This window comes from Streptomyces kaniharaensis (genome assembly GCF_009569385.1).
GTDB lineage: Bacteria > Actinomycetota > Actinomycetes > Streptomycetales > Streptomycetaceae > Kitasatospora > Kitasatospora kaniharaensis.
In genome coordinates this window covers 4020224-4045888 of the sequence record NZ_WBOF01000001.1, presented here as the reverse complement: position 1 = coordinate 4045888, position 25665 = coordinate 4020224, and the positions used below count along the sequence as shown (strand labels likewise).

Below are 25665 nucleotides of genomic sequence, written 5' to 3'. Positions count from 1 at the left end.
GTACGGAGGGCGGGCCGGGAAGCTCCCGGCCCGCCCTCCGTCGTCCGCGTGCGACTACCGCAGGCCGGTCGAGCGGCGCAGCGCAGCCTGGAGCAGCCGGTCGATCAGCTCCGGGTAGGACAGCCCGGTGGCCTCCCACATCTTCGGGTAGGCCGAGATCGGGGTGAAGCCGGGCATGGTGTTGATCTCGTTGATCATCCAGGTGCCGTCCTCCAGCAGGAAGAAGTCCACCCGGGCCAGGCCCTCGCAGCCGAGCGCCTCGAACGCGGCGACCGCCTGGCGGCGGATCTCGGCGGTCTGCTCCTCGTCGAGCTTCGCCGGGATCTGCACCTCGGAGGAGTCGATGTACTTGGCCTCGAAGTCGTAGAACTCGTAGCCGCCGCCGACCATGATCTCGCCGGGCACGCTGGCCCGCGGGCCGTCCTCGAACTCCAGCACGCCGCACTCGATCTCGCGGCCGGTGACGCCCGCCTCGATGATCAGCTTGGGGTCGTGCCGGCGGGCCTCCTCGATCGCTGCGTCGAGGTCGGCCAGGTCCTTGACCTTGGTGATGCCCATGCTGGAACCGGCCCGGCACGGCTTCACGAACAGCGGCAGACCGAGCTCGGCGGCCCGCTCGCGCACCGCGGCGCGGCCGTCCTCGGTCTCCCACTCGCGCGGCCGGACGATGGTGTACCGGCCGACGCCCAGGCCGTGCGAGGCCAGGATCCGCTTGGTGAACTCCTTGTCCATGCCGACCGCGCTGGCGAGCACGCCGTTGCCGACGTACGGCACTCCGGACAGCTCCAGCAGGCCCTGCAGGGTGCCGTCCTCGCCCCAGGGGCCGTGCAGCAGCGGGAACACCACGTCGACCTCGCCGAGGGCCTTGGGGGCGCTTCCCGGCTCGCTCAGGAGCACCTCGCGGTTGCCCGGGTCGACCGGCAGCGCGACCTGGCCTTCGACGGACTCGGCGACGTGCGCCACGTCCGGCAGCCTGCCGTCGGTGATGGCCATCCGGGCCGGCTCGTCGCTGGTCAGCGCCCAGCGGCCCTCGTGCGTGATGCCGATCGGCAGCACGTCGTACGTGTCGCGGTCGATCGCCCTGAGCACACTGCCCGCGGTGGATACCGAGATGGCGTGCTCGGAGCTGCGGCCGCCGAAGACCAGCGCGACGCGCGGCTTGCGGGCGGACGGGTTCGGGGAGGTCTGTTCGATGCTCATATCGGGTTTGAGACTACCGTGCGACGTGTTTCGGGAAAGTCAACCGCCCCGCGGGCCGCCCCGGACGCCCGTGTCACCGGCGCTCCGCCTTCGCGGACCGCGACATCAGCGTCTGGAGCGCCTCCTGGGTCGGCCGGCCGTTGTGCACGACGTCCACCACGGCCTCGACGATGGGCATGTCGACGCCGTTGCGCCGGGCCAGGTCGAGCACCGACTCGCAGGACTTGACGCCCTCCGCGGTCTGCCGGGTTGCCGCGATGGTCTCGGCGAGCGACATGCCGCGGCCCAGGTTCATGCCGAAGGTGTTGTTGCGCGACAGCGGCGAGGAGCAGGTGGCGACCAGGTCGCCCATCCCGGCGAGCCCGGCGAAGGTGTGCGGGTCGGCGCCGAGCACCTCGCCGAGCCGGGTGGTCTCGGCCAGCCCGCGGGTGATCAGCGTGGCCTTGGTGTTGTCGCCGAGCCCCATGCCGGCGGCCATGCCGACCGCCAGGCCGATCACGTTCTTGACCGCGCCGCCCAGTTCGCAGCCGACCACGTCGGTGTTGGTGTACGGGCGGAAGTACGGCGTGTGGCAGGCCGCCTGGAGCCGCTTGGCGACCGCCTCGTCGACGCAGGCGACGACACTCGCGGCGGGCTGCCGATTGGCGATCTCCCTGGCCAGGTTGGGCCCGCTGACCACCGCGACCCGCTCCGGGCCGACCTTGGTGACCTCGTCGATCACCTCGCTCATCCGCTTGGCGGTACCGAGTTCGATGCCCTTCATGAGGCTGACCAGGACGGTCTGCGGCTCGATCAGCGGCGCCCAGGCGGCCAGGTTGTCACGCAGCGTCTGCGAGGGCACCACCAGCACCGCGAAGTCGGCGCCGGCCAGCGCCTCGGCGGGGTCGGTGGTGGCCCGGACGGACTCCGGCAGCCGCACGCCCGGCAGGTAGTCCGGGTTCTCGTGCGTCGTGTTGACGGCGTCCACCAGCTCCTGGCGGCGGGCCCACAGCGTCACCTGGCTGCCGGCGTCCGCCAGCACCATCGCGAACGCGGTGCCCCACGAGCCGGCCCCCATCACGGCACACCGGGTCACTGCGCGGCCTCCTCGGTGTCGTCGACGCCGCCCTTGGCGCGACGGCGCTCCGCCAGCGCCGCGGCGGCCCGCTCGCGGGCGGCCTTGCGCATGTCGTAGCGCTCGGCGGGCGGCTGCTCGCCGCGGATGTCGGCCAGCACGGCGGTGATCGCCGCCATGATGTCCTCGGTGGCGTCGGTGAGCACCTGGCCGGTGAGCTCCTGGCCCCGGTACTTGCTCAGGTCCACCGGCGGCCCGGCCGCGACGACCACCCGGTGGCGCGGGAACAGGTTGAACTTGCCCTTCCCGTAACCGGGTCGGCCGTACGGCGGGATGATCTCGTGGGCGCCCCAGTGCGCGACCGGGATGACCGGCGCGCCGGTCATCAGCGCGACCCGGGCGACCCCGCTCTTGCCGGTCATCGGCCACAGGTCCGGATCCCGGGTGAGGGTGCCCTCGGGGTAGAACTGCACGCACTGGCCGTTGTTGACGGCGTCGATCGCGGCCCGGAAAGCCTGCGCGGCGTCCGTCGACTCGCGGAACACGGGAATCTGGCCGGTCTTTCGCAGCATGAATCCGATGAAGGGAATCGAGAACAGCGAGGACTTGCCGAGAATGCGCGGCGGACGACCGCTGTTGTACTGCCAGTGCGCGTAGATCACCGGGTCGATGATCGAATTGTGGTTCACCGCGGCGATGAAGCCCCCCTCCTTCGGAAGGTGCTCCCAGCCCCGCCAGTCGGGCTTCACCAGCGCGGTCGTCACCGGCTTCACCAGCACGGCCGCGAAGCGGTACCAGATGCCGTAGTCGGCGTTGCCGAACTGGGCGTACGAGCGGCGGGCCACCCCAGGTCCTCCTCATCCCATGCGGCACGTGGGGTGCCGCGGTCATTGCCTCCCGGTGCCGCGCACCGGCTGCCCGGTGCCCGGGCCCGGGCGCGGAACAGTTTCGCCCGCCCGCTCACCGGCTGTCGAGCGACCCGGCCAGCAGGCGGGGCGGTCGTGATCAAACGCACGTCCGCACAGCTCGGACGGCCTGGCGAGGGCTCCGGGACCGGCGCCACAATGACGCCGATGACCCAGGACACCGTACGCCCCAGCAGGCCCGTCGCGCCCGCCGCACCCACCGCCGGCTGGTCGCTGGTACTGCCGCTCAAGCCGCTAGCCCTGGCCAAGAGCCGGCTCGCCCCGTACGCCGGGCCGCACCGCGCGGACCTGGCCCTCTCGTTCGCGCTCGACACCGTCACGGCCGCCCTCGCGACCCCGCAGGTCGCCCGCGTCCTGGTGGTCACCCGGGACGCCGCGGCCGGCGCCCGGCTGGCCGCGCTCGGCGCCGTGGTGGTCGCCGACGAGCCCGGCGGCGGCCTCAACCCGGCACTGGCGCACGGCGCGTCGGCCGCGCTGGCACTCGCCCCGGACGCGCCGGTGGCCGCCCTCTCGGCGGACCTGCCGGCGCTGCGCCCGGCCGAACTGGCCCGGGTGCTGGGCGCGGTGCCACCACGGGCCCGGGCCTTCCTGCCGGACTCCCCCGGCCTCGGCACGACCCTGCTCGCCAGCACCCCCGGGCGCCCGCTCGCCCCCGCCTTCGGGGACGGCTCGCGGGCCCGGCACGCGGCCGGCGGGGCGCTCGAACTGCGCTTGGCGGACGTGGAGTCGGTGCGCCGGGACGTCGACACCGGCCCGGACCTCGGCGAGGCCCTGGCGCTCGGCGTCGGCCCGTACACCAGCGCCCTGTTCGCCCGGCTCGGGCGCTCCTGACGGACAAGCTGGCGGACGGACGGCCGACGGACGCCCCGTGAGACGGCACCCGGGACTGTCGGTCCAGCTCGCTATGCTGCTGACATGCAGGCCACCGCGTTCACCTTCGACCCCGACACCCGGGCCGGTTCCGTGCTGCTCGACGACGGGACCCCGGTGCCGTTCGACGCGGCCGCCTTCGACGCCGGCGGCCTGCGGCTGCTGCGCCCCGGCCAGCGGGTGCGGATCCGCACCGAGGGCAGCGGCGAGGCCCGCCGGGTGGTCTTCGTGACGCTGCAGACGTTCCCCGACCCGGCCGAGGCCTGAACGGCCACCGGCCCTCTCGAAACAGGCGGCCGGTGACCGTCCGGCGCCGAATGCCGACCAAGCGCCCGGAAATCGAAAGAGCCGTGGCGACCCGTTCTCCGCGATTCGCGGAACGGGGTGCGCCACGGCTCTCTCTCGAAGCCGTCCGAGGGACTGCTGCGCGGGACTACTTGGCGGTGGTCTTGCGCGCGGTGGTCTTGCGGGTGGTGGTCTTCTTCGCCGGAGCCGTCTTCTTGGCCGTGGTGGTCGCCTTCTTGGCGGCGGCGGTGGTCTTCTTGGCGGCGGCGGTGGTGGTCGCCTTCTTGGCGGCGGCGGCCGTCTTCTTGGTCGCGGCGGCCGTGGTCTTCTTGGCGGCAGCGGCGGTGGTCTTCTTGGTGGCGGTCGCCTTCTTCGCGGCGGTGGCCGTGGTCTTCTTGGCGGCAGCCGTGGTGGCCGTCTTCTTGGCGGCGGCCTTCTTGGCGGCCGGAGCGGCGGCAGCGGCCGTGGCGGCACGCTTGGTGGCGGCGCGCTTGGCGGCCGGGGTGGCGGCGACGCCGGCCTTGCCCGGGGTGAGGGAGCCCTTGGGGGCCTTCTTCACCGAGGGGCCTTCCTTCGGCAGCTTCTTGCTGCCGCTGACCAGGTCCTTGAAGCCCTGGCCCGGGCGGAAGCGGGGCACCGAGGTCTTCTTGACCTTGACGCGCTCGCCGGTCTGCGGGTTGCGAGCGAAGCGCGCGGAGCGCTCCACCTTCTCGAAGGTGCCGAAACCGGTGACCGAGACCCGGTCACCGGCCACAACGGCACGGACCATGGTGTCGAGCACTGCGTCGACGGCCTCTGCGGCAGCCTTGCGACCGCCCAGCTGCTCGGCCACCGCTTCGACAAGCTGAGCCTTGTTCACGTCTTCCCCTTCGGAAACGGGCGCCGGATGATTCCATCCGTTCTTTTCGCACGTTAGGTATGTATCTGCGGACTTTCAATTACCAAACGCGCGAATCACCCTAGTGTCGCAATGGATTTGCGCGTCGGCGACCTCAGTCGCGGGGCGGGTGCCCCGCGTCGAGGTCATGTACAAAGCGACTCAACCGCCTTGCCGCCTCCGGAAGATCGCGCTTGGCGGTCTCGGTGACGATGAGGAGTTGACGGGTGAGAGCGGTCTTTGCATCGGCAGACACGTTCAGCGCATGCACGCGGTCGTGAGCTTGCTTCAACCGCTCGGCCACAAGCGCGTAGAGCGCTGTGACTTCCGGGTCGTCCGGCCCCTCAGCAGGTGCGGAGGCGACGTCCACCCGCTCGTCAATTCGGCGTTCGGATCCCCGGCCCGTGGACTCCGGTGCCGCGGGTTCGCCGCCCGCGTACGGAGGTTCATGGTGCCGGTGCATGCACTGATTGTGCCATCTACCCGCAGTTGTGCATGCGCGGGGCCCTCTCCGGCAAAGCCAAATGGGCAATCGGGGGTGGGTCGACGGCCCTAACTCGTGCTCCGGAACGACGGATGACCCGCCCCCCCGAGAGGGAGACGGGCCATCCGGCGGATCGTCAGAATGCTTGTTCCGAAGGGATCTCAGGCGACCGGCTGGGTGCGGGGCTTGAACGAGGGGCGGGTCGCCTCGAAGGCCGCGATGTCGGCCTCGTTCTGCAGCGTGATACTGATGTCGTCCAGCCCGTTCAGCAGCCTCCAGCGGACGTTGTCGTCCAGCTCGAAGGAGGCGGTGAGGCCCTCGGCCCGGACCTCGCGGGCCTCCAGGTCGACGGTGATCTCGGCCGCGGGGTCACTCTCGGTGAGCACCCAGAGCTGTTCCACCGTCTCCTGCGGCAGGACGACGGTCAGCAGGCCGTTCTTGAGGGAGTTCCCCCGGAAGATGTCGGCGAAGCGCGACGAGATGACCGCGTGGAAGCCGTAGTTCTGGAGCGCCCAGACGGCGTGCTCGCGGGAGGAGCCGGTGCCGAACTCGGGGCCGGCCACCAGGACCGTGGCGCCCTGCCGCTCCGGCTGGTTGAGGATGAACGACTCGTCCTTGCGCCAGGCCTCGAACAGCCCGTCCTCGAACCCGGAGCGGGTGACCTTCTTCAGCCAGTGGGCCGGGATGATCTGGTCGGTGTCGACGTTGCTGCGGCGCAGCGGGACGGCCCGGCCGGTGTGGGTGGTGAACTTCTCCATGGCTCAGGCCTCCACGGTGACGTCGGTGTGCGCCAGGTCGGACGGATTCAGGTCGGCGGGAGAGGCGAGGCGCCCCAGGACGGCGGTCGCCGCCGCGACCTGCGGGGAGACCAGGTGGGTGCGGCCGCCCTTGCCCTGCCGGCCCTCGAAGTTGCGGTTCGAGGTGGAGGCGCAGCGCTCGCCGGGGGCGAGCTGGTCGGGGTTCATGCCCAGACACATCGAGCAGCCCGCGTGGCGCCACTCGGCACCGGCCGCGGTGAAGACCTTGTCCAGGCCCTCCTCGACGGCCTGCAGGGCGACCCGTACCGAGCCGGGGACCACCAGCATCCGTACGCCGTCGGCGATCCGGCGGCCCTCCAGGACGGCGGCGGCGGCCCGAAGGTCCTCGATCCGACCGTTGGTGCAGGAGCCGACGAAGACGGCGTCGACGTTCACCTCGCGCAGCGGGGTGCCGGCCTCCAGCCCCATGTACTTCAGGGCGTTCTCGGCGGCCAGGCGCTCCTGCGGGTCGGCGAAGTCCTCGGGGTGCGGCACGTTGGAGCCCAGCGGGGCGCCCTGGCCGGGGTTGGTGCCCCAGGTGACGAACGGGGTCAGCTCGTTCGCGTCGATGAAGATCTCGTGGTCGAAGACCGCGTCCTCGTCGGTGACCAGGGTCCGCCAGTACGCGACGGCGGCGTCCCAGTCCTCGCCCTGCGGGGCGTGCGGACGGCCGGCGAGGTACTCGAAGGTGGTCTCGTCCGGGGCGATCATGCCGGCCCGGGCGCCCGCCTCGATGGACATGTTGCAGATGGTCATCCGGGCCTCCACCGACAGGCTCCGGATCGCCGAACCGCGGTACTCCAGGACGTAACCCTGGCCGCCGCCGGTACCGATCCTCGCGATGACGGCCAGGATCAGGTCCTTGGCGGTGACGCCCTCGGGCAGCTCGCCCTCGACCGTGACGGCCATGGTCCGGAACGGCGCCAGCGGCAGCGTCTGGGTGGCCAGCACGTGTTCGACCTGGCTGGTGCCGATGCCGAACGCCAGCGCGCCGAAGGCGCCGTGGGTGGAGGTGTGGGAGTCGCCGCAGACCACGGTCATGCCGGGCTGGGTCAGGCCGAGCTGCGGGCCGACCACGTGCACGACGCCCTGCTCGACGTCGCCCAGCGAGTGGATCCGGACGCCGAACTCGGCGGCGTTGCGGCGCAGCGTCTCCAGCTGGACCTTGGACACCGGGTCGGCGATCGGCTTGTCGATGTCCAGGGTCGGGGTGTTGTGATCCTCGGTGGCGATCGTCAGATCGGTGCGGCGGACCTTCCGGCCGGCCAGCCGGAGGCCGTCGAAGGCCTGCGGGCTGGTCACCTCGTGGAGCAGGTGCAGGTCGATGAAGAGCAGGTCCGGCTCGCCCTCCGCGCGCCGCACGACGTGGTCGTCCCAGACCTTCTCTGCGAGTGTCCGTCCCATCGGATTCCCTCCAGCCGGCCGCGTTGCCGGCCTTCTCGTGTCATCGAGGTCAAAGCTTTCGCCGCCCTGTGCGGAGCGCGTCGCGCGACCTGCACGCCGGATCGGTGTCCACGATGCGGACGCTCTGCCGAGGCCGCATCCTGGGTGTCTCCCGGGCTGCTGCATCCAGAGTGGCGCTTTTCGCGGAAGATTGAACTTGCGTCTCGCGGAATGAGACTGCAGTCTTAGGGCATGGACAACACTAGCGGCGTCGGCGTTCTCGACAAGGCCGCTCTGGTGCTGAGCGCACTGGAGTCGGGCCCCGCCACGTTGGCGGGGCTGGTCGCCGCCACCGGTCTGGCACGCCCCACGGCCCACAGACTCGCCGTCGCACTGGAACACCACCGTCTGGTCACCAGGGACATGCAGGGGCGCTTCATCCTCGGCCCCCGTCTCTCCGAACTCTCCGCCGCGGCGGGCGAGGACCGGCTGCTCGCCACCGCGGGCCCGGTCCTGACCCACCTGCGCGACGTCACCGGCGAGAGCGCACAGCTCTACCGCCGGCAGGGCGAGATGCGGATCTGCGTAGCCGCCGCCGAGCGGCTCTCCGGCCTGCGGGACACCGTCCCGGTCGGCAGCACCCTGCCGATGAAGGCCGGCTCGGCCGCCCAGGTCCTGCTGGCCTGGGAGGAGCCCGAGCGGCTGCACCGCGGCCTCCAGGGCGCCCGCTTCACCGCCACCGCGCTGAGCGGCGTCCGGCGGCGCGGCTGGGCCCAGTCGATCGGCGAGCGGGAGCCGGGCGTCGCGTCCGTCTCCGCGCCGGTCCGCGGCCCCTCCAACCGCGTGGTGGCCGCCGTCTCGGTCTCCGGCCCGATCGAGCGGCTGACCCGCCACCCGGGCCGCCTGCACGCCCAGGCCATCATCGAAGCCGCGAACCGGCTCACCGAGGCCCTGCGCCGCAGCTGATCACCCGACGTACCGAAAAGGGCCCCGCTCGACGTCGAGCGGGGCCCTTCGGGCATTTCCGGGGGCGGTCCCGGCCTGCCGCATTGGGCACCGCCCGGAAAGAACCGTGCCGGACCGGTGAGAACTGTCCCGGAAATGCGAAAAGACCCCGGAAACCGGGGCCTTCTTTTCTGGCTGGGGTACCAGGACTCGAACCTAGACTAAATGAACCAGAATCACTCGTGCTGCCAATTACACCATACCCCAACACAAAGCAAGGGCCGATGGGCGAGCCCATCGGCTTCCTGCTCTGGTACCCCCGACCGGATTCGAACCGGCGCTACTGCCGTGAGAGGGCAGCGTGCTAGGCCGCTACACAACGGGGGCTTTCCAGGCGATCCCTTGCGGGATCAGTACCCCCGACCGGATTCGAACCGGCGCTACTGCCGTGAGAGGGCAGCGTGCTAGGCCGCTACACAACGGGGGCTTTCCAGGCGATCCCTTGCGGGATCAGTACCCCCGACCGGATTCGAACCGGCGCTACTGCCGTGAGAGGGCAGCGTGCTAGGCCGCTACACAACGGGGGCTTGATCTTCACTTGTCCTGCGGTACTGAATCGTACTGCGCTGGGGTACCAGGACTCGAACCTAGACTAACTGAACCAGAATCAGTCGTGCTGCCAATTACACCATACCCCACCAGAGTTGAACCCTTGGGAGCTCTTCTCAGGCGTTGCGCCTCTCGTTCGGTCCCGGCGGGGGGCTTTCGCTCCCTCGTCCGTTCCCTCCCGGGCGGCGCAGAAAGAACATTACCCGACGTCTGCCCTGGCTCCAAAATCGATAACCCCAGGCAGCGGCCAGGAGGCCGGCGGACGGCCTCCGGGTACGCCGCGGGCCCGGCGCGAAGCCGGGCCCGCGGCCTGCTCAGCGGCCCGTTCAGGCGGCCGGCAGGGCGTCCAGGGCGGAGCGCAGCCGGCGCAGCGTCTCGGGGCGGCCGAGCAACTCCATCGACTCGAACAGCGGCGGCGAGACCCGGCGGCCGGTGACGGCCACCCGCAGCGGCGTGAAGGCGAACTTGGGCTTGATGCCCAGCCCGTCCACCAGCGCCTCGCGCAGCGCGGCCTGGATCGGCTCCGGGCTGAAGTCCGCGAGCGTCTCCAGGGCCTTGATGCTGGCCTCAAGCACCGGGCGGGCGTCCGCCGTCAGCGCCTTGGCGGCGTCGTCCGGGTCGACCGTGAAGTCGGCCGGGTCGACGAACAGGAAGCCGGCCATGTTCACGATCTCGCCGAGCACGACCATCCGCTCCTGGGTGAGCGGCGCGATCCTGGCCAGCAGGTCGAGCTGCTCGGCGGTCGGCTCGGCCGGCAGCAGGCCGGGGGCCTGCAGGTACGGCACCAGGCGGCGGACGAAGTCCTCCGGGGCCAGCCGGCGCACGTGCTCGGCGTTGATCGCCTCGCACTTCTTCAGGTCGAAGCGGGCCGGGTTGGAGTTCACCTTGGCGATGTCGAACGCCGCGACCAGCTCGTCCATGTCGAAGATGTCGCGGTCCTCGGCGAGCGACCAGCCCAGCAGCGACAGGTAGTTGAGCAGGCCCTCGCGGATGAAGCCGCGCTCGCGGTACAGGTTGAGCGAGGCCTGCGGGTCACGCTTGGAGAGCTTCTTGTTGCCCTCGCCCATCACGTACGGCAGGTGGCCGAAGCGCGGGGTGGTGCCGTTGCCGACGCCGATCTCGGCGAGCGCCGCGTACAGCGCGATCTGCCGCGGGGTGGAGGAGAGCAGGTCCTCGCCGCGCAGCACGTGGGTGATGCCCATCAGGGCGTCGTCCACCGGGTTCACCAGGGTGTACAGCGGGGCGCCGTTGGCCCGGACGATGCCGTAGTCCGGCACGTTCTCCGGCTCGAAGGTGAGCGTGCCGCGCACCAGGTCGTCGAAGGCGATGGTGCGGTCGGGCATCCGGAAGCGCAGGATCGGCTCGCGCTTCTCCAGCTTGAAGACGGCGATCTGGTCGTCCGTCAGGTCCCGGCAGTGGCCGTCGTAGCCGGAGGGCTTGCCGGCGGCGCGGGCGGCCTCGCGGCGGGCGTCCAGCTCCTCGGTGCTGCAGTAGCAGTGGTAGGCGTGGCCGGCCTCGTGCAGGCGGCGGGCGACGTCGGCGTAGACGTCCATCCGCTGCGACTGGCGGTACGGCGCGTGCGGGCCGCCGACCTCCGGGCCCTCGTCCCAGTCGAAGCCGAGCCAGCGCATGGCGTCGAGCAGCTGGTCGTACGACTCCTCGGAGTCGCGGGCCGCGTCGGTGTCCTCGATCCGGAAGACCAGCGTGCCGCCGTTGTGGCGGGCGAAGGCCCAGTTGAACAGGGCGGTGCGGACCAGGCCCACGTGCGGGTTCCCGGTCGGGGACGGACAGAAGCGAACCCGGACGGCCGGGTCAGTGTTAGCCACGCTTGATCACCTTGTTGGTGAGAGTGCCGATGCCTTCGATGGAGACGGCGACCTCGTCGCCGACGTTGAGCGGGCCCACCCCAGCGGGTGTGCCGGTGAGGATGACGTCGCCGGGCAGCAGCGTCATGGCCTCGGAGATGTGGACGATCAGCTCGGCGACCGAGCGGACCATCAGGGAGGTGCGCCCGGTCTGGCGGAGCTCGCCGTTGACGGTGCAGGTGACGGCGAGGTCGCTCGGGTCGAGGTCGGTCTCGATCCACGGGCCGAGCGGGCACGCGGTGTCGAAGCCCTTGGCCCGGGCCCACTGGCCCTCGCGCTGCTGGACGTCGCGGGCGGTCACGTCGTTGGCGCAGGTGTAGCCGAGGATCACCTCGGGCACCCGGTCCAGCGGGACCTCGCGGCACATCCGGCCGATGACCACGGCGAGTTCGGCCTCGTGCTGGACGTCCGAGGAGAACGGCGGGTACGCGATGCTCTCGGTCGGGCCGATCACCGCGGTGGACGGCTTGAAGAAGGTGAGCGGGACGTCCGGGACGTCGTTGCCCAGTTCGGCCGCGTGCGCCGCGTAGTTGCGGCCGACCGCCACGATCTTGTTCGGGAGCATCGGGCTGAGCAGCCGGACGTCCTGGAGGCGGTAGCTCTCGCCGGTCGGTTGCGGCTGACCGAACGGGTGACCGGCCAGCGCGTGGACGACCATCGACTCGGGCTGGGCGGGGTCTCCCTCCACCACGCCGAAGGAGACGCTGCCGGCGGCAGGGCTCCCCTCCCGGACGGAAAACCTGGCAATGCGCACGGCTGGGCTACCCCTCGCTTCGTCGGCCGCCCGGGGCGCCCCCGGGCGCTGTGGGCGCCTCGCCCTCCGCGGGCGCGGCCCCGTCAATCGTCGTCCCAGGCTATCGCGTGAGCCCTCGCCCGACCGCTTTGCCCCTGTTCGGTGCGGTTGCGTCAGGACGGCACACGAAGGGCGCCGTGACCGGTGCGGTCACGGCGCCCTGGTGCGGAGCGCGGGTGGGGTCAGTCCTGTGCGACGGCGACCACGGGGGCGACCATCAGCTGGGTGCGGCGCGGGTTGGCGGTGTTGGTCGGCAGCTCGGTCGCGTAGGTGACGGCGTCCTCGGCCTTGCGGGCGCCGGGGATCTTGCTGAAGTCCTCGACCGAGGCCAGCGTGGTCCGGCGCGGGTTCGCCGTGGAGCGGCAGGACAGCGTGGACGTGGTGGCCTTCTTCGTCTGGGACATCGAGTCAGCACCTCATGGTCGCGGCCGGGCGCGTCGCGGGGGCGTCGGCACCGGCCTGAGTGATTCCGAGTGATTCGGAGGGATTCTGGGCAGGCTGATCGGGGCCGTGCTCCGGATGCAGCCCAGATTACGAGATCTCTTTCCACAGGGACCGTGACCAAAGCTACACATTGGGCTGTGATTTTGCTCACGAATCACCGAACAAATCGCCGATATCCGACATTTCATCGCACCCGACTTTCCTGACATTGCACCCATAACGGACATTCCAGCAGGTCTGCGAATCTTTTCGATCTAGGGACCGGTTGGCATGTATCCGGCGAGTGTCCGAAAAAGGCGGTATTCCGGTCCGGTTACCGCACAGTCAGTGAAACCGCGCACGCGGTCGGTAGTGTCGAGCGGCGAGTCCCGGCGGCCCTTGTTGGGATTCCCCGGCTGTGCTGGAATGCCACGGACCGTGGGTAGGGAGCAGTCCACCCCGGTGACCCGCTCTCCCGGACCGGCCGGGGTGCGGATGGAAACTCGACACCGTCCAGTCCGCGGCGACGCGGCGGGACGCCCGGTCCAGAGGTTGCGACGCCAGTGCAGGGACGTTTCAAAAGGGGTAGCGGCGCCGCGGGTAACCCGGAGTCGCGCGAGCCTGTGGCAGCCCCCCACCAGGCGGCGGCCCCCGGCGGCCCGGCGGAGCCGGTGGTGCCCGAGGCACCCGGCCGCCCCGAGGACGACGGCCAGGACCGCAAGTCGACCCGGGACAAGCTCAAGAAGACCCTGACCAGGCGCCGCGCCACCGGTATGAACCGGTTCGCGATGCGCAACTGGCGCATCCGCACGCGCCTGATCGCGCTGCTCGCCCTCCCCGTCCTGGTCTCCCTGGTCCTCGGTGGCCTGCGCATCCAGAGCTCGATGCAGAACTCGCAGCAGCTCGCGCAGATGGCCAACCTGTCCGACCTGGCCAAGAAGGCGACCAACCTCGCGGACGCCCTGCAGACCGAGCGGGACATCAGCGCCGGCCCGATCACCGCGCACCCGAACGACCCGCTGGACGACGACATCGTCGCCGCCCGCCACGCCACCGACGAGCTGAGCCGCACCTTCACCACGTCCTCGGACAAGTTCGAGAACCTCGAACTCTCCGGCGGCAAGGCGCTGCTCTTCCAGATCCGCAAGGACCTGAACTCGATCTCCGACGCGCGCAACTCGCCGTACCAGAACAACCAGAACATCCAGTCGACGATCACCGCCTACGACGTGATCATCCGCGACCTGCTGTCCATCACCCAGGACATCGCGCTCGCGTCGAACAACAAGGACCTGGTCGTCTCGACCCGCGCGCTCCAGCAGTTCTCGCTGGCCAAGAACGCCACCTCGCAGCAGCGCGCCCTGATCTCCGCCGCGCTCGCCAACCCGAGCAAGCCCGACCTCAGCCTGAGCGACGAGTCCTTCGGCATCCGCCTGCGCACCGCCTACGACAACTCACTCACCAGCTTCAACAACATCTACACCGCGCACGACCTGGACAACCTGCGCGGACAGCTGAGCTACAACAACGTCGTCGCCGAGGCCGACCGCTACTCGCGCTCGATCCTCCAGCAGAGCGGTATCCGCCAGACCGACCCGGTCACGTACAAGGACTGGTACGAGAAGTCCACGGCCAAGATCAAGGCCGAGCAGCGGATCGAGTCCAAGCTCCTGGAGAACCTCGACGGCAAGGCCCAGGACCTCCAGTCCCAGGCCGACACCGACGCCCTGATCATCGCCGCCGCCGTCGCCCTGGTGCTGCTCGTCGCCCTCGGTGGCGCCGGTCTGATCGCCCGCTCGATGGTGCGCTCGCTGACCCGTCTGCAGGCTGCGGCCGAGGACGTCGCCGAGCGGCGACTGCCCGAGCTCGTCAAGACGCTCTCCGAGAACGACCCGCACGACGTCGACGTCACCGTCGAGCCCGTCGCCGTCGACTCCACCGACGAGATCGGCCACGTGGCCCACGCCTTCGACATGGTGCACAGCGAGGCCGTCCGCCTCGCCGCCGAGCAGGCCCTCCTCCGCGGCAACATCAACGCGATGTTCACCAACCTCTCGCGCCGCAGCCAGGGCCTCATCCAGCGCCAGCTGTCGCTCATCTCCGAGCTGGAGAGCCGCGAGGCCGACCCGGACCAGCTGGCCAACCTCTTCAAGCTGGACCACCTCGCGACCCGTATGCGCCGCAACGGCGAAAACCTCCTCGTCCTCGCCGGTGAGGACCCGGGCCGCCGCTGGACCCGTCCGGTCCCGCTGGTCGACGTGCTCCGCGCCGCCGCGTCCGAGGTGGAGCAGTACGAGCGCATCGAGCTCGCCACCGTGCCGTCGGCCGAGGTCGCCGGCCGCGTCGTCAACGACCTCGTCCACCTGCTCGCCGAGCTGCTGGAGAACGCCACCTCGTTCTCCAGCCCGCAGACCCGCGTCCGGGTCACCGGCCACTCGCTGCCCGACGGCCGCGTGCTGGTCGAGATCCACGACACCGGCATCGGCCTGAGCCCCGACGACCTCGCCGACATCAACGAGCGCCTCGCCAACCCGCCGACGGTGGACGTGTCCGTCTCCCGCCGCATGGGCCTCTTCGTGGTCGGCCGCCTGTCCCTGCGACACGGCATCCGCATCCAGCTGCGCCCCAGCGACTCCGGCGGCACCACCGCGCTCGTCATGCTGCCGGTGGACGTCACCAACACCGCCGACCGCCGCGGCGCTGGCCGCCCCGGCCCCGCGCAGGCCAAGCAGCAGCGCGGGGTCGCCCCGACGCCGCGCCAGCAGCGCCAGGTGCCGGCCGGTCCGAACGGCGGCCCGGTCGCGCTCGGCCAGGGCCCGGCCGGCGGCGCCCCGCAGGGCCGTCCGCAGCTCGGCAAGGGCGGCCCCGCCGCTCCGGCCGCGCCCGGCGGGCGGGCCGGCGGCCTGCCGACCCGTCAGGTCGGCAAGTCGCTCCACGAGAACCCCGTCGTCCCGCAGGGTCAGCAGCCCCAGCGGACCCAGCAGCAGCCTCAGCAGCCCCAGCCTCAGCAGTCCCAGCAGGGCGGCCTGCCGCAGCGCAGCCCGGGCCGCCAGGGCCCGCCGCAGGGCGTCCCCGGCGTCGGCGGCCAGCCCCGCCGCCGCCAGCCCGGTGCCGGCCAGCCCGCCGGGCCGCAGGCCGCGCCCGGCCGCGCCGGCCAGGAACGGCCGCGCCCCGGTGGCGAGCAGCCGCAGCACGGCCGTCCGGGTGCACCGGGTGTGCCCCCGCAGGGCGCGCGCCCTGGCAACCGCCCCCAGGACGGGCTGCCGCAGCGCCGCCAGCCGGGCCGCCCGGTCCCGCAGGGGCAGCAGGGCCCCGGTGGCCAGGGCCCGCAGGCACCCCAGGGACAGCAGGGACCGCAGGGACCGCAGGGTCCGCAGGGTCCGCGCCGCCAGCAGCGCCCGGGCCCGAACGCGCCGCAGCTGCCGCCGCAGCAGCAGGCCCAGCAGCTGCCGCCGGCCGAGCCGGCGCCGGTGGAGAGCACCCAGGAGATGGCCCGGCCGCGCTTCGAGGCCAGCCAGATCGACCCGCGCGACCCGCTCGGCCTCGGCCTGGTGGAGCCGGTGCTGCCGGACGTGCCGAACCCGGCCCGCCCGGAGGTCCGGCAGGAGGCTCCGCGCCACGAGCAGGTCCGCCAGGAGCCGATGGCGCTGCCGATCGGCCCGTCCGACGGCGGTCCCGCGCAGCAGCCCTGGTACGGCGACGAGGCCTCGCAGCAGGCCCGGCCGCACGGGTACCAGCCGCAGCGCCCGGGCACCTCGGCGCCGGAGCTCCAGCAGCCGGCCCCGCAGGCCCAGGCCCAGCAGGCCCAGCAGCAGCCCGAGTCCGCCGCCGACGCCCCGTGGCGTCCGTCCGCGAACGACGAGCGCTGGCGCCGCGCCGAGCAGATCCGGGAGCCCTCGACCAACGGCGTCACGATGTCCGGCCTCCCGCGGCGGACCCCGCAGGCCAACCTGGTCTCCGGCACCGCCGAGTCCGCCCCGCTGACCGGTCCCCAGGTCTCCCGCAGCCCCGAGGAGGTGCGCGGCCGGCTGACCAACCTGCGCCGCGGCATCCAGCAGGGCCGCCGGGCCGGTGCCGAGCAGGCCAACCACGCCGGGTTCCAGCATGGTGCCCAGCAGCCCGGATTCGATAGTTTCGGTGGCCGGACCGACGGCAACGGCGCAGATCACCAGGAGCGTTGAGTTGAACCAGATGAGCCAGGCCGCACAGAACCTGAACTGGCTGATCACCAATTTCGTGGACAACACCCCCGGGGTGTCCCACACCGTGGTGGTCTCCGCGGACGGCCTTCTCCTGTGCATGTCCGAAGGCTTCCCGCGCGACCGCGCCGACCAGCTCGCCGCCGTCGCCTCCGGCCTCACCTCCCTCACCTCCGGCGCCAGCCGGATCTTCGAGGGCGGCGAGGTCAACCAGACCGTCGTCGAGATGGAACGCGGCTTCCTGTTCCTCATGGCCGTCAGCGACGGCTCCGCCCTCGCCGTCCTGGCCTCCCCCGACTCCGACATCGGCCTCGTCGGCTACGAGATGGCCCTGCTCGTCGACCGCGCCGGCGCCGTCCTCACCCCCGCACTTCGCGCGGAACTCCAGGGCAGTCTCCTGCACTGACCCGGAGCCCGAGCGGATCCACCCACCGTCCCACCTCCCCGCCGGGTCCGACCCGACCGGCCCCGGCGTCCGACCCTCAGCTACCCTCGGGCAGCTGATCTCGCCTCAGCTGGCATCGTCCCAGCTGGAACCGGCTGCTCAAGGCTGCAGCACAAGGAGGACCCATGACCCCGCCTACGACACCCGCCGGCCCGTACGGCAACGGGTACGGCAGCGGATACGGCGGGCAGCAGTCCGACGGCTACGAGCAGCAGCCGCTGGTCCGCCCGTACGCGATGACGGGCGGCCGCACCCGGCCCCGCTACCAGCTCGCCATCGAGGCCCTGATCTCGACCACCGGCTCGCCCGAGCGGACCGGTGGGCTGCTGCCCGAGCACGCCCGGATCGTCAGCCTCTGCCGTGAGGTCAAGTCCATCGCGGAGATCTCCGCACTGGCCGGCGTGCCGCTCGGTGTCGCCCGCATCCTCGTGGCCGACCTGGCCGAGGCCGGCCTCGTCGCCATCCACCAGCCCGCCGCTGCGGGCGAGTCGGGCGGAACGCCCGACGTCACGCTGCTCGAAAGGGTCCTCAGTGGACTTCGCAAGCTCTAACGGACCCGCCCGCGCCACGACGTCAGCGAAGATCGTCGTGGCGGGCGGCTTCGGTGTCGGCAAGACCACGCTCGTCGGCGCCGTCTCCGAGATCAACCCCCTGCGCACCGAAGCCGTCATGACCTCGGCCTCCGCCGGCATCGACGACATCAGCAAGGTCTCCGGCAAGACGACCACCACCGTCGCCATGGACTTCGGCCGCATCACCCTCGACGAAGACCTCATCCTGTACCTCTTCGGCACCCCCGGACAGGACCGCTTCTGGTTCATGTGGGACGACCTCGTCCGCGGCGCCATCGGAGCCGTCGTCCTCGTCGACACCCGACGCCTCGCCGACTGCTTCCCCGCCCTCGACTACTTCGAGAACAGCGGACTGCCCTTCGTCGTCGCCCTCAACGGCTTCGACGGACACCAGCCCCACACCGCCGACGAGGTCCGCGAAGCCCTCCAACTCGGCCCCGACACCCCCGTCATCACCCTCGACGCCCGGCGCCGCGACAGCGCCAAGAGCGCCCTCATCACCCTCGTCGAGCACGCCCTCCTCGCCCGACTGCGGTGACGGGGCGGCGAGTTCGTGAGTGACCCCTCGCCACGGCCGCCCGTCGGCAACCCGACGGGCGGCCGTGGCACATCCGCCTACCGGCTGGTGTCCGCCAGGGGCATCGCGCAAGACCCGCGCATCAGCGGTGGATAACAGTTCGGTAGGCATTTTGTGATCAACAGTGACGCTGCGTGGCGGATTCACGTCACTCAGCGCCAGAAGACCACGGTTTTGTGCCGTCATGTCGGTGAATGTCCAGATTGTGCCGACGCGGGCGGCATTCGACGGCTGTTTGTCCCCCATCCCTGCACGTGCTGAAATTCCAGCTACTCCCGAAGCTCGTTCCGCGGCTCACCCGGCAGCGGACCAGGCCCCCCGGGGGTAGCGCTGGATTGATCCATGGCCGGCTGTCGGCCGAGAGGTAGTTGTCGAGTGAGGCGTAAGCAGCAACCCGCCCCGCAGCGGCGCTCCGAGCCCCGCCAGAGCGAGCCGAACCGTACCGCAACGGGCCCGGCCGGATTCTCCGCGTTCACGCCCGCCGAGGAACGGCCACAGGTCGCGCCGCCCCCGAACCCCCCGGCGGCCTCCACGGAGCGCCGTGGCAGCACTCCCGCGGTCGCCGACGACTCCAGCCGGTACGACTTCCTCCGCCCGCGCAACTGGCGCGTGCCGACCCGTCTGATCGCGATTCTGCTGATCCCGGTCATCATCAGTCTGGTCTTCGGCGGCCTCCGCGTGAACACCTCGGTCGACGGCTACATCAAGGCCTCGCGCGCCGAGAAGAACGCCGAGCTCGCCAAGGCGGCCACCGAGCTCGCCGAGGCGCTCGAGAACGAGCGCGACGACACCCTGATACCCCTGATCACCAAGCAGGATCCGGACGGCAAGGTCGCCAAGCGCCGCAGCGAGACCGACGCCGCGCTGAAGGCGTACAACGCCGCCTACGAGGCCTCCGACAAGTCCGGTGAGCTCCCCCGCCGCCACGAGGCCTTCCAGCAGCTCGTGGTCAGCCTGCCGCACCTGCGCACCAACGCGTACGGCCCCGAGCTGTTCGCCAGCGCGACCGCCAGCGCCTACTCGGTGATGTTCGCGCCGCTGCTGGCCTTCGACAACTCGGTCGGCTCGGGCTCCTCCAACGCCACCAGCAAGGGCCGCGCGATCTACGCGATGTCGCTGGCCAAGGCCTCCGCCTCGACCCAGCGCGCGCTCATGCTGCACCTGCTGGTCGGTATCTCCGCGGGTGTCACGAGCCGCCACGAGAACACCGACATGATCCAGACGATCCTGATCTCGGAGAAGCTGGAGCAGGTCTCGCTCGCCGAGTTCAACACCGGTGGAGCGCCCGAGGACGTCAAGAAGTACGCCGATGCGCAGGTCGCCCTGGCCACCGCCCAGGAGAAGACCGCGAACAAGATGCCCAACGGCTCCGTGCCGAGCATGCAGCAGCTGCTGAACATCGGCGCCGCGTACAGCCAGGCCGCCGCCGACGGGCAGACCAAGGGCAAGGCCACCGCCGACGCGGCCTTCAAGGAGGCCAAGGACGCCGGTCTCACCCCGGAGAACTGGACCCAGGCGTCCGCCACCCACATCCAGGCCCTGCGCACCACCGAAGTCCAGCTGCTGAACGACGTCCTCACCGACTCGCGCAACCTCAAGGACAACGCGCTCTACGACGCCATCCTCAACACGGTCATCGTCGTCGCCGCGCTCATCCTGGCCGGTCTGCTCACCGGGTACGTCGCCCGCTCGATGATCCTCGGCATGCGCACCCTGCGCAGCGCCGCCCTGGAGATCGCCGACCACCGTCTGCCGGACCTGGTCGAGAAGCTCTCCAAGACCGACCCCGACCGGGTCGACACCTCCGTCGCCCCGATCCCGCTGCACGGCAAGGACGAGATCGGCGAAGTCGCCCGGGCCTTCGACCAGGTCCACCAGCAGGCCGTCTCGCTCGCCGCCGAGCAGGCCCTGCTGCGAGGCAACGTCAACGCGATCTTCACCAACCTGTCGCGCCGCAGCCAGGGCCTCATCCAGCGCCAGCTGGCGCTGATCACCGACCTGGAGAACAACGAGGCCGACCCGGACCAGCTGGAGAACCTCTTCAAGCTGGACCACCTGGCCACCCGTATGCGCCGCAACGGTGAGAACCTGCTCGTCCTCGCGGGCGAGGAGGCCGGCCGCCGCTGGAACACCCCGGTCCCGCTGGTCGACGTGCTCCGCGCCGCCGCGTCCGAGGTGGAGCAGTACGAGCGCGTCGAGCTCTCCGGCATCCCGGAGGTCGAGGTCGTCGGCGCCGCCGTGACCGACCTCGTCCACCTGCTCGCCGAGCTCCTGGAGAACGCCACCTCATTCTCCAGCCCGCAGACCCGGGTGCTGGTCAACGCGACCCGCCTGCCGGACGGCCGCGTGCTGGTCGAGATCCACGACAAGGGCATCGGCCTCACCGCCGACGACTTCGCCGAGATCAACGAGAAGCTGGCCGAGCCGCCCACGGTCGACGCCACCATCTCCCGCCGCATGGGCCTCTTCGTGGTCGGCCGGCTCTCCCAGCGGCACGACATCCGCGTCCAGCTCCGCCCCTCCGGCGAGTCGGCCGGTACGACCTCGCTGGTCATGCTCCCGCCGTTCGTCACCCAGGCCGGATCCGCGCCGGAGCCCGAGGAGCAGTTCACCGTCTCCCGGATCTTCGCCGAGCAGGAGCCGACCTCCGAGTGGGCCCCCGACGGCCACCGCAGCGCCGCCGAACTGGGCTTCGACGACCACCTCACCGGCAACGCCGGCTCCACCGGCTTCAGCCCGGCCCTGGAGTCCGTCCAGCGCTCGCAGCGCCTGGACCAGGTCCGCCGCGCCGCCCTGGAGTCCTCCGACGGGCCGGTGCTGGACGCCGAGGTCGAGGAGGAGTACCCGCAGCAGGGCTACGACCAGTACGCCCCGCAGGGCTACCAGCAGCCCTACGCCGACGACCAGTACGGCTACGCGCAGGACGGCTACGGCCAGGACGCGTACGGCCAGTACCCGCAGCAGGGCGGCTACGACCAGTCCGGCTATGCCGACGAGCAGTACGGCCACCAGGACTACCAGGGCCAGGACTACCAGGGCTACGACGGCTACGCCGACGACCAGTACGGCCACCAGGCCGAGGACGCCCCGGCGGGCCACCCGTACGCCCCCGAGCAGCCCGCGCTGCCCGCCGCCGAGACCACCCTGCCGTCCGGGCTGCCGCAGCGCCGCCCCGGCCAGCAGCTGGCGGGCGGCGGCTCGGGTGCGCACTCCACGCCGGCCGGCTCGTCCACCGGTGAGACCCCGAACTGGTTCGCCGGCGCCAAGGACACCTCGGCGTCAACCGAGCCGCGCGGACACGACGTGTCCGCGCTGGGCGGCTACGGCCCGACCGGCCCGACCGCCAACACCGCCTGGCAGTCGCCGAACGACGGCGCCTGGCAGCGGGCCGAGCAGCTGCGCGAGCCGTCGTCCGGGGGCACCACCTCGGCCGGTCTCCCGCGCCGGGTGCCCAAGCAGAACCTGGTCGCCGGCAACGCCAAGCCCACTCCGCAGGACGGGCCGCAGGTCTCCCGCAGCCCCGAGGAGGTCCGTGGCCGCCTCACCAACCTGCGCCGTGGTGTGGAGCAGGGCCGCACAGCCGGGAACACCGGAAGTTTCCGGATCGACCCCGATCAGGTAGACCAGTCCGGCAACGGACAGCAGAACCGCAGCACCGATCTCTTCGGCGGCTCGAACCACCAGGAGCGTTGAGTTGACTCAGATGAGCCAGGCCGCACAGAACCTGAACTGGCTGATCACCAATTTCGTGGACAACACCCCCGGGGTGTCCCACACCGTGGTGGTCTCCGCGGACGGCCTTCTCCTGTGCATGTCCGAAGGCTTCCCGCGCGACCGCGCCGACCAGCTCGCCGCCGTCGCCTCCGGCCTCACCTCCCTCACCTCCGGCGCCAGCCGGATCTTCGAGGGCGGCGAGGTCAACCAGACCGTCGTCGAGATGGAACGCGGCTTCCTGTTCCTCATGGCCATCAGCGACGGCTCCGCCCTCGCCGTCCTGGCCTCCCCCGACTCCGACATCGGCCTCGTCGGCTACGAGATGGCCCTGCTCGTCGACCGCGCCGGCGCCGTCCTCACCCCCGCACTTCGCGCGGAACTCCAGGGCAGTCTCCTGCACTGACGGTTCGTCGGATACCGTCCTGGTATTCGAAGTACCTCCGCGTCCGTCCCGGGCCCGCTTCGGCGGGCTCGGGTTCGGACGTTGTACGGCCTTCGCACCACCGGCTCCGGACTCGCGCCGGAGCTCGCACCGCACCGCCGCACCCTGTGAGGAGAGGAACCGTGACACCGCCCGATGACCGCAGCGGCCAGTACGGCGTTCCGTACCCTGGCACAGGCCATGACGCCTTCGGAGAACCCGGCGTCGGCCACGGTCAGCAGTACGGCCGGCCGCAGCCGCTCGGCCAGGAGTACGGCCAGCCGTACGGCCAGGCCCAGCCCCCGTACGGCCAGCCGACGCAGCAGTACGGCCAGTACGGCCAGCCGCAGCCCTCGTTCGACGCGCCCCCGCCCGGCTACCCGGTACCGCAGGCCGACCCCGGCACCGCGCCCGGCTACCAGCCGGCCCAGGATCCCGGGCACGTCGAGGAGTTCGAGGACGAGCAGGACTCCGGCCCGCTGATCCGGCCGTTCGCGATGACCGGCGGTCGCACCCGCCCGCGGTACGAACTCGCGCTGGAGGCACTCGTCTCCGCCGACGTCGACCCGCAGCGCCTGGCGACCCTGCTCCCCGAGCACCAGCGGATCTGCACGCTGTGCACGGAGGTCAAATCCGTCGCAGAGGTGTCGGCGCTCCTCTCCCTTCCGCTGGGAGTCGCCCGCATCCTCGTGGCCGACCTGGCCGAGGCCGGCCTGGTCGCCATCCACCAGCCCGCTTCCGGCGAGTCCGGAAACCAGCCCGACGTCACGCTGCTCGAAAGGGTCCTCAGTGGACTTCGCAAGCTCTAACGCGGCCGCCCCCACCCGCGCAACCACCTCCGCGAAGATCGTCGTGGCGGGCGGCTTCGGTGTCGGCAAGACCACGCTCGTCGGCGCCGTCTCCGAGATCAACCCCCTGCGCACCGAAGCCGTCATGACCTCGGCCTCCGCCGGCATCGACGACATCAGCAAGGTCTCCGGCAAGACGACCACCACCGTCGCCATGGACTTCGGCCGCATCACCCTCGACGAAGACCTCATCCTCTACCTCTTCGGCACCCCCGGACAGGACCGCTTCTGGTTCATGTGGGACGACCTCGTCCGCGGCGCCATCGGAGCCGTCGTCCTCGTCGACACCCGACGCCTCGCCGACTGCTTCCCCGCCCTCGACTACTTCGAGAACAGCGGACTGCCCTTCGTCGTCGCCCTCAACGGCTTCGACGGACACCAGCCCCACACCGCCGACGAGGTCCGCGAAGCCCTCCAACTCGGCCCCGACACCCCCGTCATCACCCTCGACGCCCGGCGCCGCGACAGCGCCAAGAGCGCCCTCATCACCCTCGTCGAGCACGCCCTCCTCGCCCGACTGCGGTGACGAACACGACTGTGGCCCATGGACCTTCACGCGGAGGTCCATGGGCCACGGGCATGTTGAGGCCCGGTTACTCCGCCGGCTCCAGCCCGGCGCGGATCAGCCCGTAGGTGTACGCGTCCTCCAGCGCCAGCCAGGACGCGGCGACCACGTTGTCGGCCACGCCGACGGTGGACCAGGTGGACGTGCCGTCGGTGGACTCGATCAGCACCCGGGTCTTGGAGCCGGTGCCGTGCTGGCCCTCCAGGATGCGGACCTTGTAGTCCACCAGCTCCAGCTCGGCCAGCTGCGGGTAGGTCCGCTCCAGCGCGGTGCGCAGCGCCTGGTCCAGCGCGTTCACCGGGCCGTTGCCCTCGCCGGTGGCGATCCGGCGCTCGCCCTTGGCCCACACCTTGACCGTCGCCTCGTTGCCGGTGAAGCCGTTCGGGCCCTGCTCGCTGATGGTCCGCCAGGACTCCAGGGTGTAGAAGCGGTCCCGGCTGCCGCGCACCTCGTCGCGGAGCAGCAGCTCGAAGGAGGCGTCGGCGGACTCGTAGGTGTAGCCGAGGTTCTCCTGCTCCTTGACCTTGGCGACCACCCGGCCGGCCAGGTCGCGGTCGGTGGAGAGGTCGTAGCCGAGCTCCCTGCCCTTGAGCTCGACGGACGCCCGGCCGGCCATGTCGGAGACCAGCATCCGCATGGTGTTGCCGACCAGTTCGGGGTCGATGTGCTGGTAGAGGTCCGGGTCCACCTTGATCGCGGAGGCGTGCAGGCCCGCCTTGTGCGCGAAGGCGGAGTAGCCGACGTACGGCTGGTGGGTGGACGGGGCGAGGTTGACCAGTTCGGCGATGGCGTGCGAGATGCGGGTCATCTCGGCGAGCCGGCCCTCGGGCAGCACCCGGCGGTCGTACTTGATCTCCAGCGCGCCGACCACCGGGAACAGGTTGGCGTTGCCGACCCGCTCGCCGTAGCCGTTCGCGGTGCACTGCACGTGGGTGGCGCCGGCCTCCACCGCGGCCAGGGTGTTGGCCACCGCGCAGCCGGTGTCGTCCTGGGCGTGGATGCCCAGCCGGGCGCCCGTCCGGGCGAGGACGTCGGCGACGATCTCGCGCACACCGGACGGCAGCATCCCGCCGTTGGTGTCGCACAGCACCACCACGTCCGCCCCGGCCTCGTGCGCGGCGCGGACGACGGCGAGCGCGTACTCCCGGTTGGCCTTGTAGCCGTCGAAGAAGTGCTCGCAGTCGATGAACACCTGCCGCCCCTGCGCCCGCAGGAACTCGACGCTGTCCCGGATCATCTCCAGGTTCTCGTCCAGCGTGGTGCGCAGCGCCAGCTCCACGTGCCGGTCGTGCGACTTCGCGACGAGGGTGACCACCGGGGCGCCGGAGGTGACCAGGGCGGCCAGCTGCGGGTCTTCGGCGGCCCGGCCGCCGGCCCTGCGGGTGGCGCCGAAGGCGACGAGCCGGGCGTGCCGGAGGTCGAGTTCGGCGGCGGCGCGGGCGAAGAACTCGGTGTCGCGCGGGTTCGCCCCGGGCCAGCCGCCCTCGATGAAGCCCACCCCGAAGTCGTCCAGGTGCCGGGCGATGGCCAGCTTGTCGGCCACCGTGAGGTTGATGCCCTCCCGCTGCGCGCCGTCGCGCAGGGTGGTGTCGAACACGTGGAAGCTGTCGTCGGTACGGCTGACCTCGGTCATGGCCCTGGGTTCTCCGTTCGGGGAGGTTCGTACTGCTCTGCCGGTTTTGTCGTTCCGGCTCCACTGTCCAGCATCCCGCGCGCGGCCCCGGTGTCCCTGGGCCCTTCGTGGGGGCTCCCGGCCGGTCCGAGGGCTGTGCTCAATGGGGCGTTGCCCAAAAAGCGAAAAGACCCCTCGCGG

The 25665-nt window shown here is 71.3% G+C and carries 22 protein-coding genes and 5 tRNA genes; 11 read left to right on the top strand and 16 right to left on the bottom strand.

What is annotated here, in order from left to right; translation table 11 throughout:
• Positions 1-54 precede the first annotated feature (54 nt).
• From F7Q99_RS18235 to F7Q99_RS18225, 3 genes are all read right to left on the bottom strand, one after another.
• A complete protein-coding gene (locus F7Q99_RS18235) occupies positions 55-1200 on the bottom strand; it encodes a D-alanine--D-alanine ligase family protein (protein ID WP_153462800.1) in 1146 nt (381 codons plus the stop codon).
• Positions 1201-1273: 73 nt separating this feature from the next.
• On the bottom strand, positions 1274-2275 hold the full coding sequence (locus F7Q99_RS18230) for an NAD(P)H-dependent glycerol-3-phosphate dehydrogenase (RefSeq protein ID WP_326846823.1): 1002 nt from the start codon (positions 2273-2275) through the stop codon (positions 1274-1276).
• A complete protein-coding gene (locus F7Q99_RS18225; RefSeq protein WP_326846822.1) occupies positions 2272-3099 on the bottom strand; it encodes a lysophospholipid acyltransferase family protein in 828 nt (275 codons plus the stop codon). The genes F7Q99_RS18230 and F7Q99_RS18225 overlap by 4 nt, the downstream gene beginning before the upstream one ends.
• 228 nt (positions 3100-3327) lie before the next feature.
• Here F7Q99_RS18225 and cofC point away from each other — a divergent pair, with 228 nt between their 5' ends.
• Both cofC and F7Q99_RS18215 read left to right on the top strand, forming a co-directional pair.
• Entirely contained in the window at positions 3328-4011 is a 684-nt protein-coding gene (gene cofC, locus F7Q99_RS18220; RefSeq protein WP_153462798.1) for a 2-phospho-L-lactate guanylyltransferase, read from the top strand.
• An 84-nt stretch (positions 4012-4095) separates the two neighbouring features.
• Positions 4096-4317 (top strand): hypothetical protein, encoded by a 222-nt coding sequence (locus F7Q99_RS18215; protein ID WP_153462796.1) that lies wholly within the window; start codon positions 4096-4098, stop codon positions 4315-4317.
• Between the two features lie 166 nt (positions 4318-4483).
• On the opposite strand, the gene F7Q99_RS18210 is transcribed toward F7Q99_RS18215, so the two are convergent.
• From F7Q99_RS18210 to leuC, 4 genes are all read right to left on the bottom strand, one after another.
• Positions 4484-5194, bottom strand: coding sequence for an HU family DNA-binding protein (locus F7Q99_RS18210; RefSeq protein ID WP_326846821.1), 711 nt, complete (start codon positions 5192-5194; stop codon positions 4484-4486).
• 133 nt (positions 5195-5327) lie between these two features.
• On the bottom strand, positions 5328-5675 hold the full coding sequence (locus F7Q99_RS18205; protein ID WP_153462794.1) for an SCO5555 family protein: 348 nt from the start codon (positions 5673-5675) through the stop codon (positions 5328-5330).
• A 182-nt stretch (positions 5676-5857) separates the two neighbouring features.
• Entirely contained in the window at positions 5858-6454 is a 597-nt protein-coding gene (gene leuD / locus F7Q99_RS18200; protein ID WP_153462792.1) for a 3-isopropylmalate dehydratase small subunit, read from the bottom strand.
• 3 nt (positions 6455-6457) lie between these two features.
• Positions 6458-7897: a 3-isopropylmalate dehydratase large subunit gene (leuC, locus tag F7Q99_RS18195; RefSeq protein ID WP_153462790.1), complete on the bottom strand. Its 1440-nt coding sequence runs from the start codon at positions 7895-7897 to the stop codon at positions 6458-6460.
• A gap of 231 nt (positions 7898-8128) precedes the next feature.
• On the opposite strand from leuC, the gene F7Q99_RS18190 reads away from it, so the two are divergent.
• Complete coding sequence (locus tag F7Q99_RS18190; protein ID WP_030246527.1) at positions 8129-8842, top strand: IclR family transcriptional regulator; 714 nt, start codon at positions 8129-8131, stop codon at positions 8840-8842.
• A gap of 171 nt (positions 8843-9013) precedes the next feature.
• Here F7Q99_RS18190 and F7Q99_RS18185 read toward each other — a convergent pair.
• The 8 genes from F7Q99_RS18185 to F7Q99_RS18150 form a co-directional block, all read right to left on the bottom strand.
• Positions 9014-9088 (bottom strand) — tRNA-Gln (locus F7Q99_RS18185).
• A gap of 44 nt (positions 9089-9132) precedes the next feature.
• Positions 9133-9208: transfer RNA gene (locus tag F7Q99_RS18180), tRNA-Glu, on the bottom strand.
• A gap of 27 nt (positions 9209-9235) precedes the next feature.
• Positions 9236-9308, bottom strand: a tRNA-Glu gene (locus tag F7Q99_RS18175).
• Between the two features lie 27 nt (positions 9309-9335).
• Positions 9336-9408 (bottom strand) — tRNA-Glu (locus F7Q99_RS18170).
• 39 nt (positions 9409-9447) lie between these two features.
• A tRNA-Gln gene (locus tag F7Q99_RS18165) sits at positions 9448-9519 on the bottom strand.
• A 237-nt stretch (positions 9520-9756) separates the two neighbouring features.
• Positions 9757-11256, bottom strand: a complete 1500-nt coding sequence (gltX, locus tag F7Q99_RS18160) for a glutamate--tRNA ligase (protein ID WP_326846820.1) — start codon at positions 11254-11256, stop codon at positions 9757-9759.
• On the bottom strand, positions 11249-12049 hold the full coding sequence (locus F7Q99_RS18155; RefSeq protein ID WP_326846819.1) for a fumarylacetoacetate hydrolase family protein: 801 nt from the start codon (positions 12047-12049) through the stop codon (positions 11249-11251). The genes gltX and F7Q99_RS18155 overlap by 8 nt, the downstream gene beginning before the upstream one ends.
• Positions 12050-12270: 221 nt before the next feature.
• The gene (locus tag F7Q99_RS18150; protein ID WP_153462786.1) at positions 12271-12492 is read right to left on the bottom strand and encodes a hypothetical protein; all 222 of its coding nucleotides are present in this window, start codon (positions 12490-12492) and stop codon (positions 12271-12273) included.
• 642 nt (positions 12493-13134) lie between these two features.
• Between F7Q99_RS18150 and F7Q99_RS42615 the strand changes: the two genes are divergently transcribed.
• From F7Q99_RS42615 to F7Q99_RS18110, 8 genes are all read left to right on the top strand, one after another.
• The gene (locus F7Q99_RS42615) at positions 13135-16692 is read left to right on the top strand and encodes a sensor histidine kinase (RefSeq protein ID WP_326846818.1); all 3558 of its coding nucleotides are present in this window, start codon (positions 13135-13137) and stop codon (positions 16690-16692) included.
• A 10-nt stretch (positions 16693-16702) separates the two neighbouring features.
• Positions 16703-17116, top strand: coding sequence for a roadblock/LC7 domain-containing protein (locus F7Q99_RS18140; RefSeq protein WP_030057391.1), 414 nt, complete (start codon positions 16703-16705; stop codon positions 17114-17116).
• A gap of 164 nt (positions 17117-17280) precedes the next feature.
• Positions 17281-17706 carry a DUF742 domain-containing protein gene (locus F7Q99_RS18135; RefSeq protein ID WP_153462784.1) on the top strand — a complete coding sequence of 142 codons (426 nt, stop codon included), beginning with the start codon at positions 17281-17283 and terminating at the stop codon, positions 17704-17706.
• Complete coding sequence (locus F7Q99_RS18130; protein ID WP_326846817.1) at positions 17687-18265, top strand: GTP-binding protein; 579 nt, start codon at positions 17687-17689, stop codon at positions 18263-18265. Before F7Q99_RS18135 ends, F7Q99_RS18130 begins: the two co-directional genes overlap by 20 nt.
• A gap of 414 nt (positions 18266-18679) precedes the next feature.
• A complete protein-coding gene (locus F7Q99_RS18125) occupies positions 18680-21997 on the top strand; it encodes a sensor histidine kinase (RefSeq protein ID WP_326846816.1) in 3318 nt (1105 codons plus the stop codon).
• A gap of 10 nt (positions 21998-22007) precedes the next feature.
• Complete coding sequence (locus F7Q99_RS18120; protein WP_097236138.1) at positions 22008-22421, top strand: roadblock/LC7 domain-containing protein; 414 nt, start codon at positions 22008-22010, stop codon at positions 22419-22421.
• Between the two features lie 161 nt (positions 22422-22582).
• Entirely contained in the window at positions 22583-23248 is a 666-nt protein-coding gene (locus F7Q99_RS43180) for a DUF742 domain-containing protein (RefSeq protein ID WP_326846815.1), read from the top strand.
• A complete protein-coding gene (locus tag F7Q99_RS18110; RefSeq protein ID WP_326846814.1) occupies positions 23229-23813 on the top strand; it encodes a GTP-binding protein in 585 nt (194 codons plus the stop codon). The genes F7Q99_RS43180 and F7Q99_RS18110 overlap by 20 nt, the downstream gene beginning before the upstream one ends.
• Before the next feature lie 67 nt (positions 23814-23880).
• Here F7Q99_RS18110 and cimA read toward each other — a convergent pair whose 3' ends face one another.
• Positions 23881-25485, bottom strand: coding sequence for a citramalate synthase (cimA, locus tag F7Q99_RS18105; RefSeq protein WP_153462780.1), 1605 nt, complete (start codon positions 25483-25485; stop codon positions 23881-23883).
• Positions 25486-25665: the final 180 nt, after the last annotated feature.

Excerpts from the sequence above, each read along its gene's own strand:
- F7Q99_RS18235 (WP_153462800.1), bottom strand. The coding sequence starts at position 1,200 with ATGAGCATCGAACAGACCTCCCCGAACCCGTCCGCCCGCAAGCCGCGC.
- cofC (WP_153462798.1), top strand. The coding sequence starts at position 3,328 with ATGACCCAGGACACCGTACGCCCCAGCAGGCCCGTCGCGCCCGCCGCA.
- F7Q99_RS18215 (WP_153462796.1), top strand. The coding sequence starts at position 4,096 with ATGCAGGCCACCGCGTTCACCTTCGACCCCGACACCCGGGCCGGTTCC.
- F7Q99_RS18205 (WP_153462794.1), bottom strand. The coding sequence starts at position 5,675 with ATGCACCGGCACCATGAACCTCCGTACGCGGGCGGCGAACCCGCGGCA.
- leuD (WP_153462792.1), bottom strand. The coding sequence starts at position 6,454 with ATGGAGAAGTTCACCACCCACACCGGCCGGGCCGTCCCGCTGCGCCGC.
- leuC (WP_153462790.1), bottom strand. The coding sequence starts at position 7,897 with ATGGGACGGACACTCGCAGAGAAGGTCTGGGACGACCACGTCGTGCGG.
- F7Q99_RS18190 (WP_030246527.1), top strand. The coding sequence starts at position 8,129 with ATGGACAACACTAGCGGCGTCGGCGTTCTCGACAAGGCCGCTCTGGTG.
- F7Q99_RS18150 (WP_153462786.1), bottom strand. The coding sequence starts at position 12,492 with ATGTCCCAGACGAAGAAGGCCACCACGTCCACGCTGTCCTGCCGCTCC.
- F7Q99_RS18140 (WP_030057391.1), top strand. The coding sequence starts at position 16,703 with ATGAGCCAGGCCGCACAGAACCTGAACTGGCTGATCACCAATTTCGTG.
- F7Q99_RS18135 (WP_153462784.1), top strand. The coding sequence starts at position 17,281 with ATGACCCCGCCTACGACACCCGCCGGCCCGTACGGCAACGGGTACGGC.
- F7Q99_RS18120 (WP_097236138.1), top strand. The coding sequence starts at position 22,008 with ATGAGCCAGGCCGCACAGAACCTGAACTGGCTGATCACCAATTTCGTG.
- cimA (WP_153462780.1), bottom strand. The coding sequence starts at position 25,485 with ATGACCGAGGTCAGCCGTACCGACGACAGCTTCCACGTGTTCGACACC.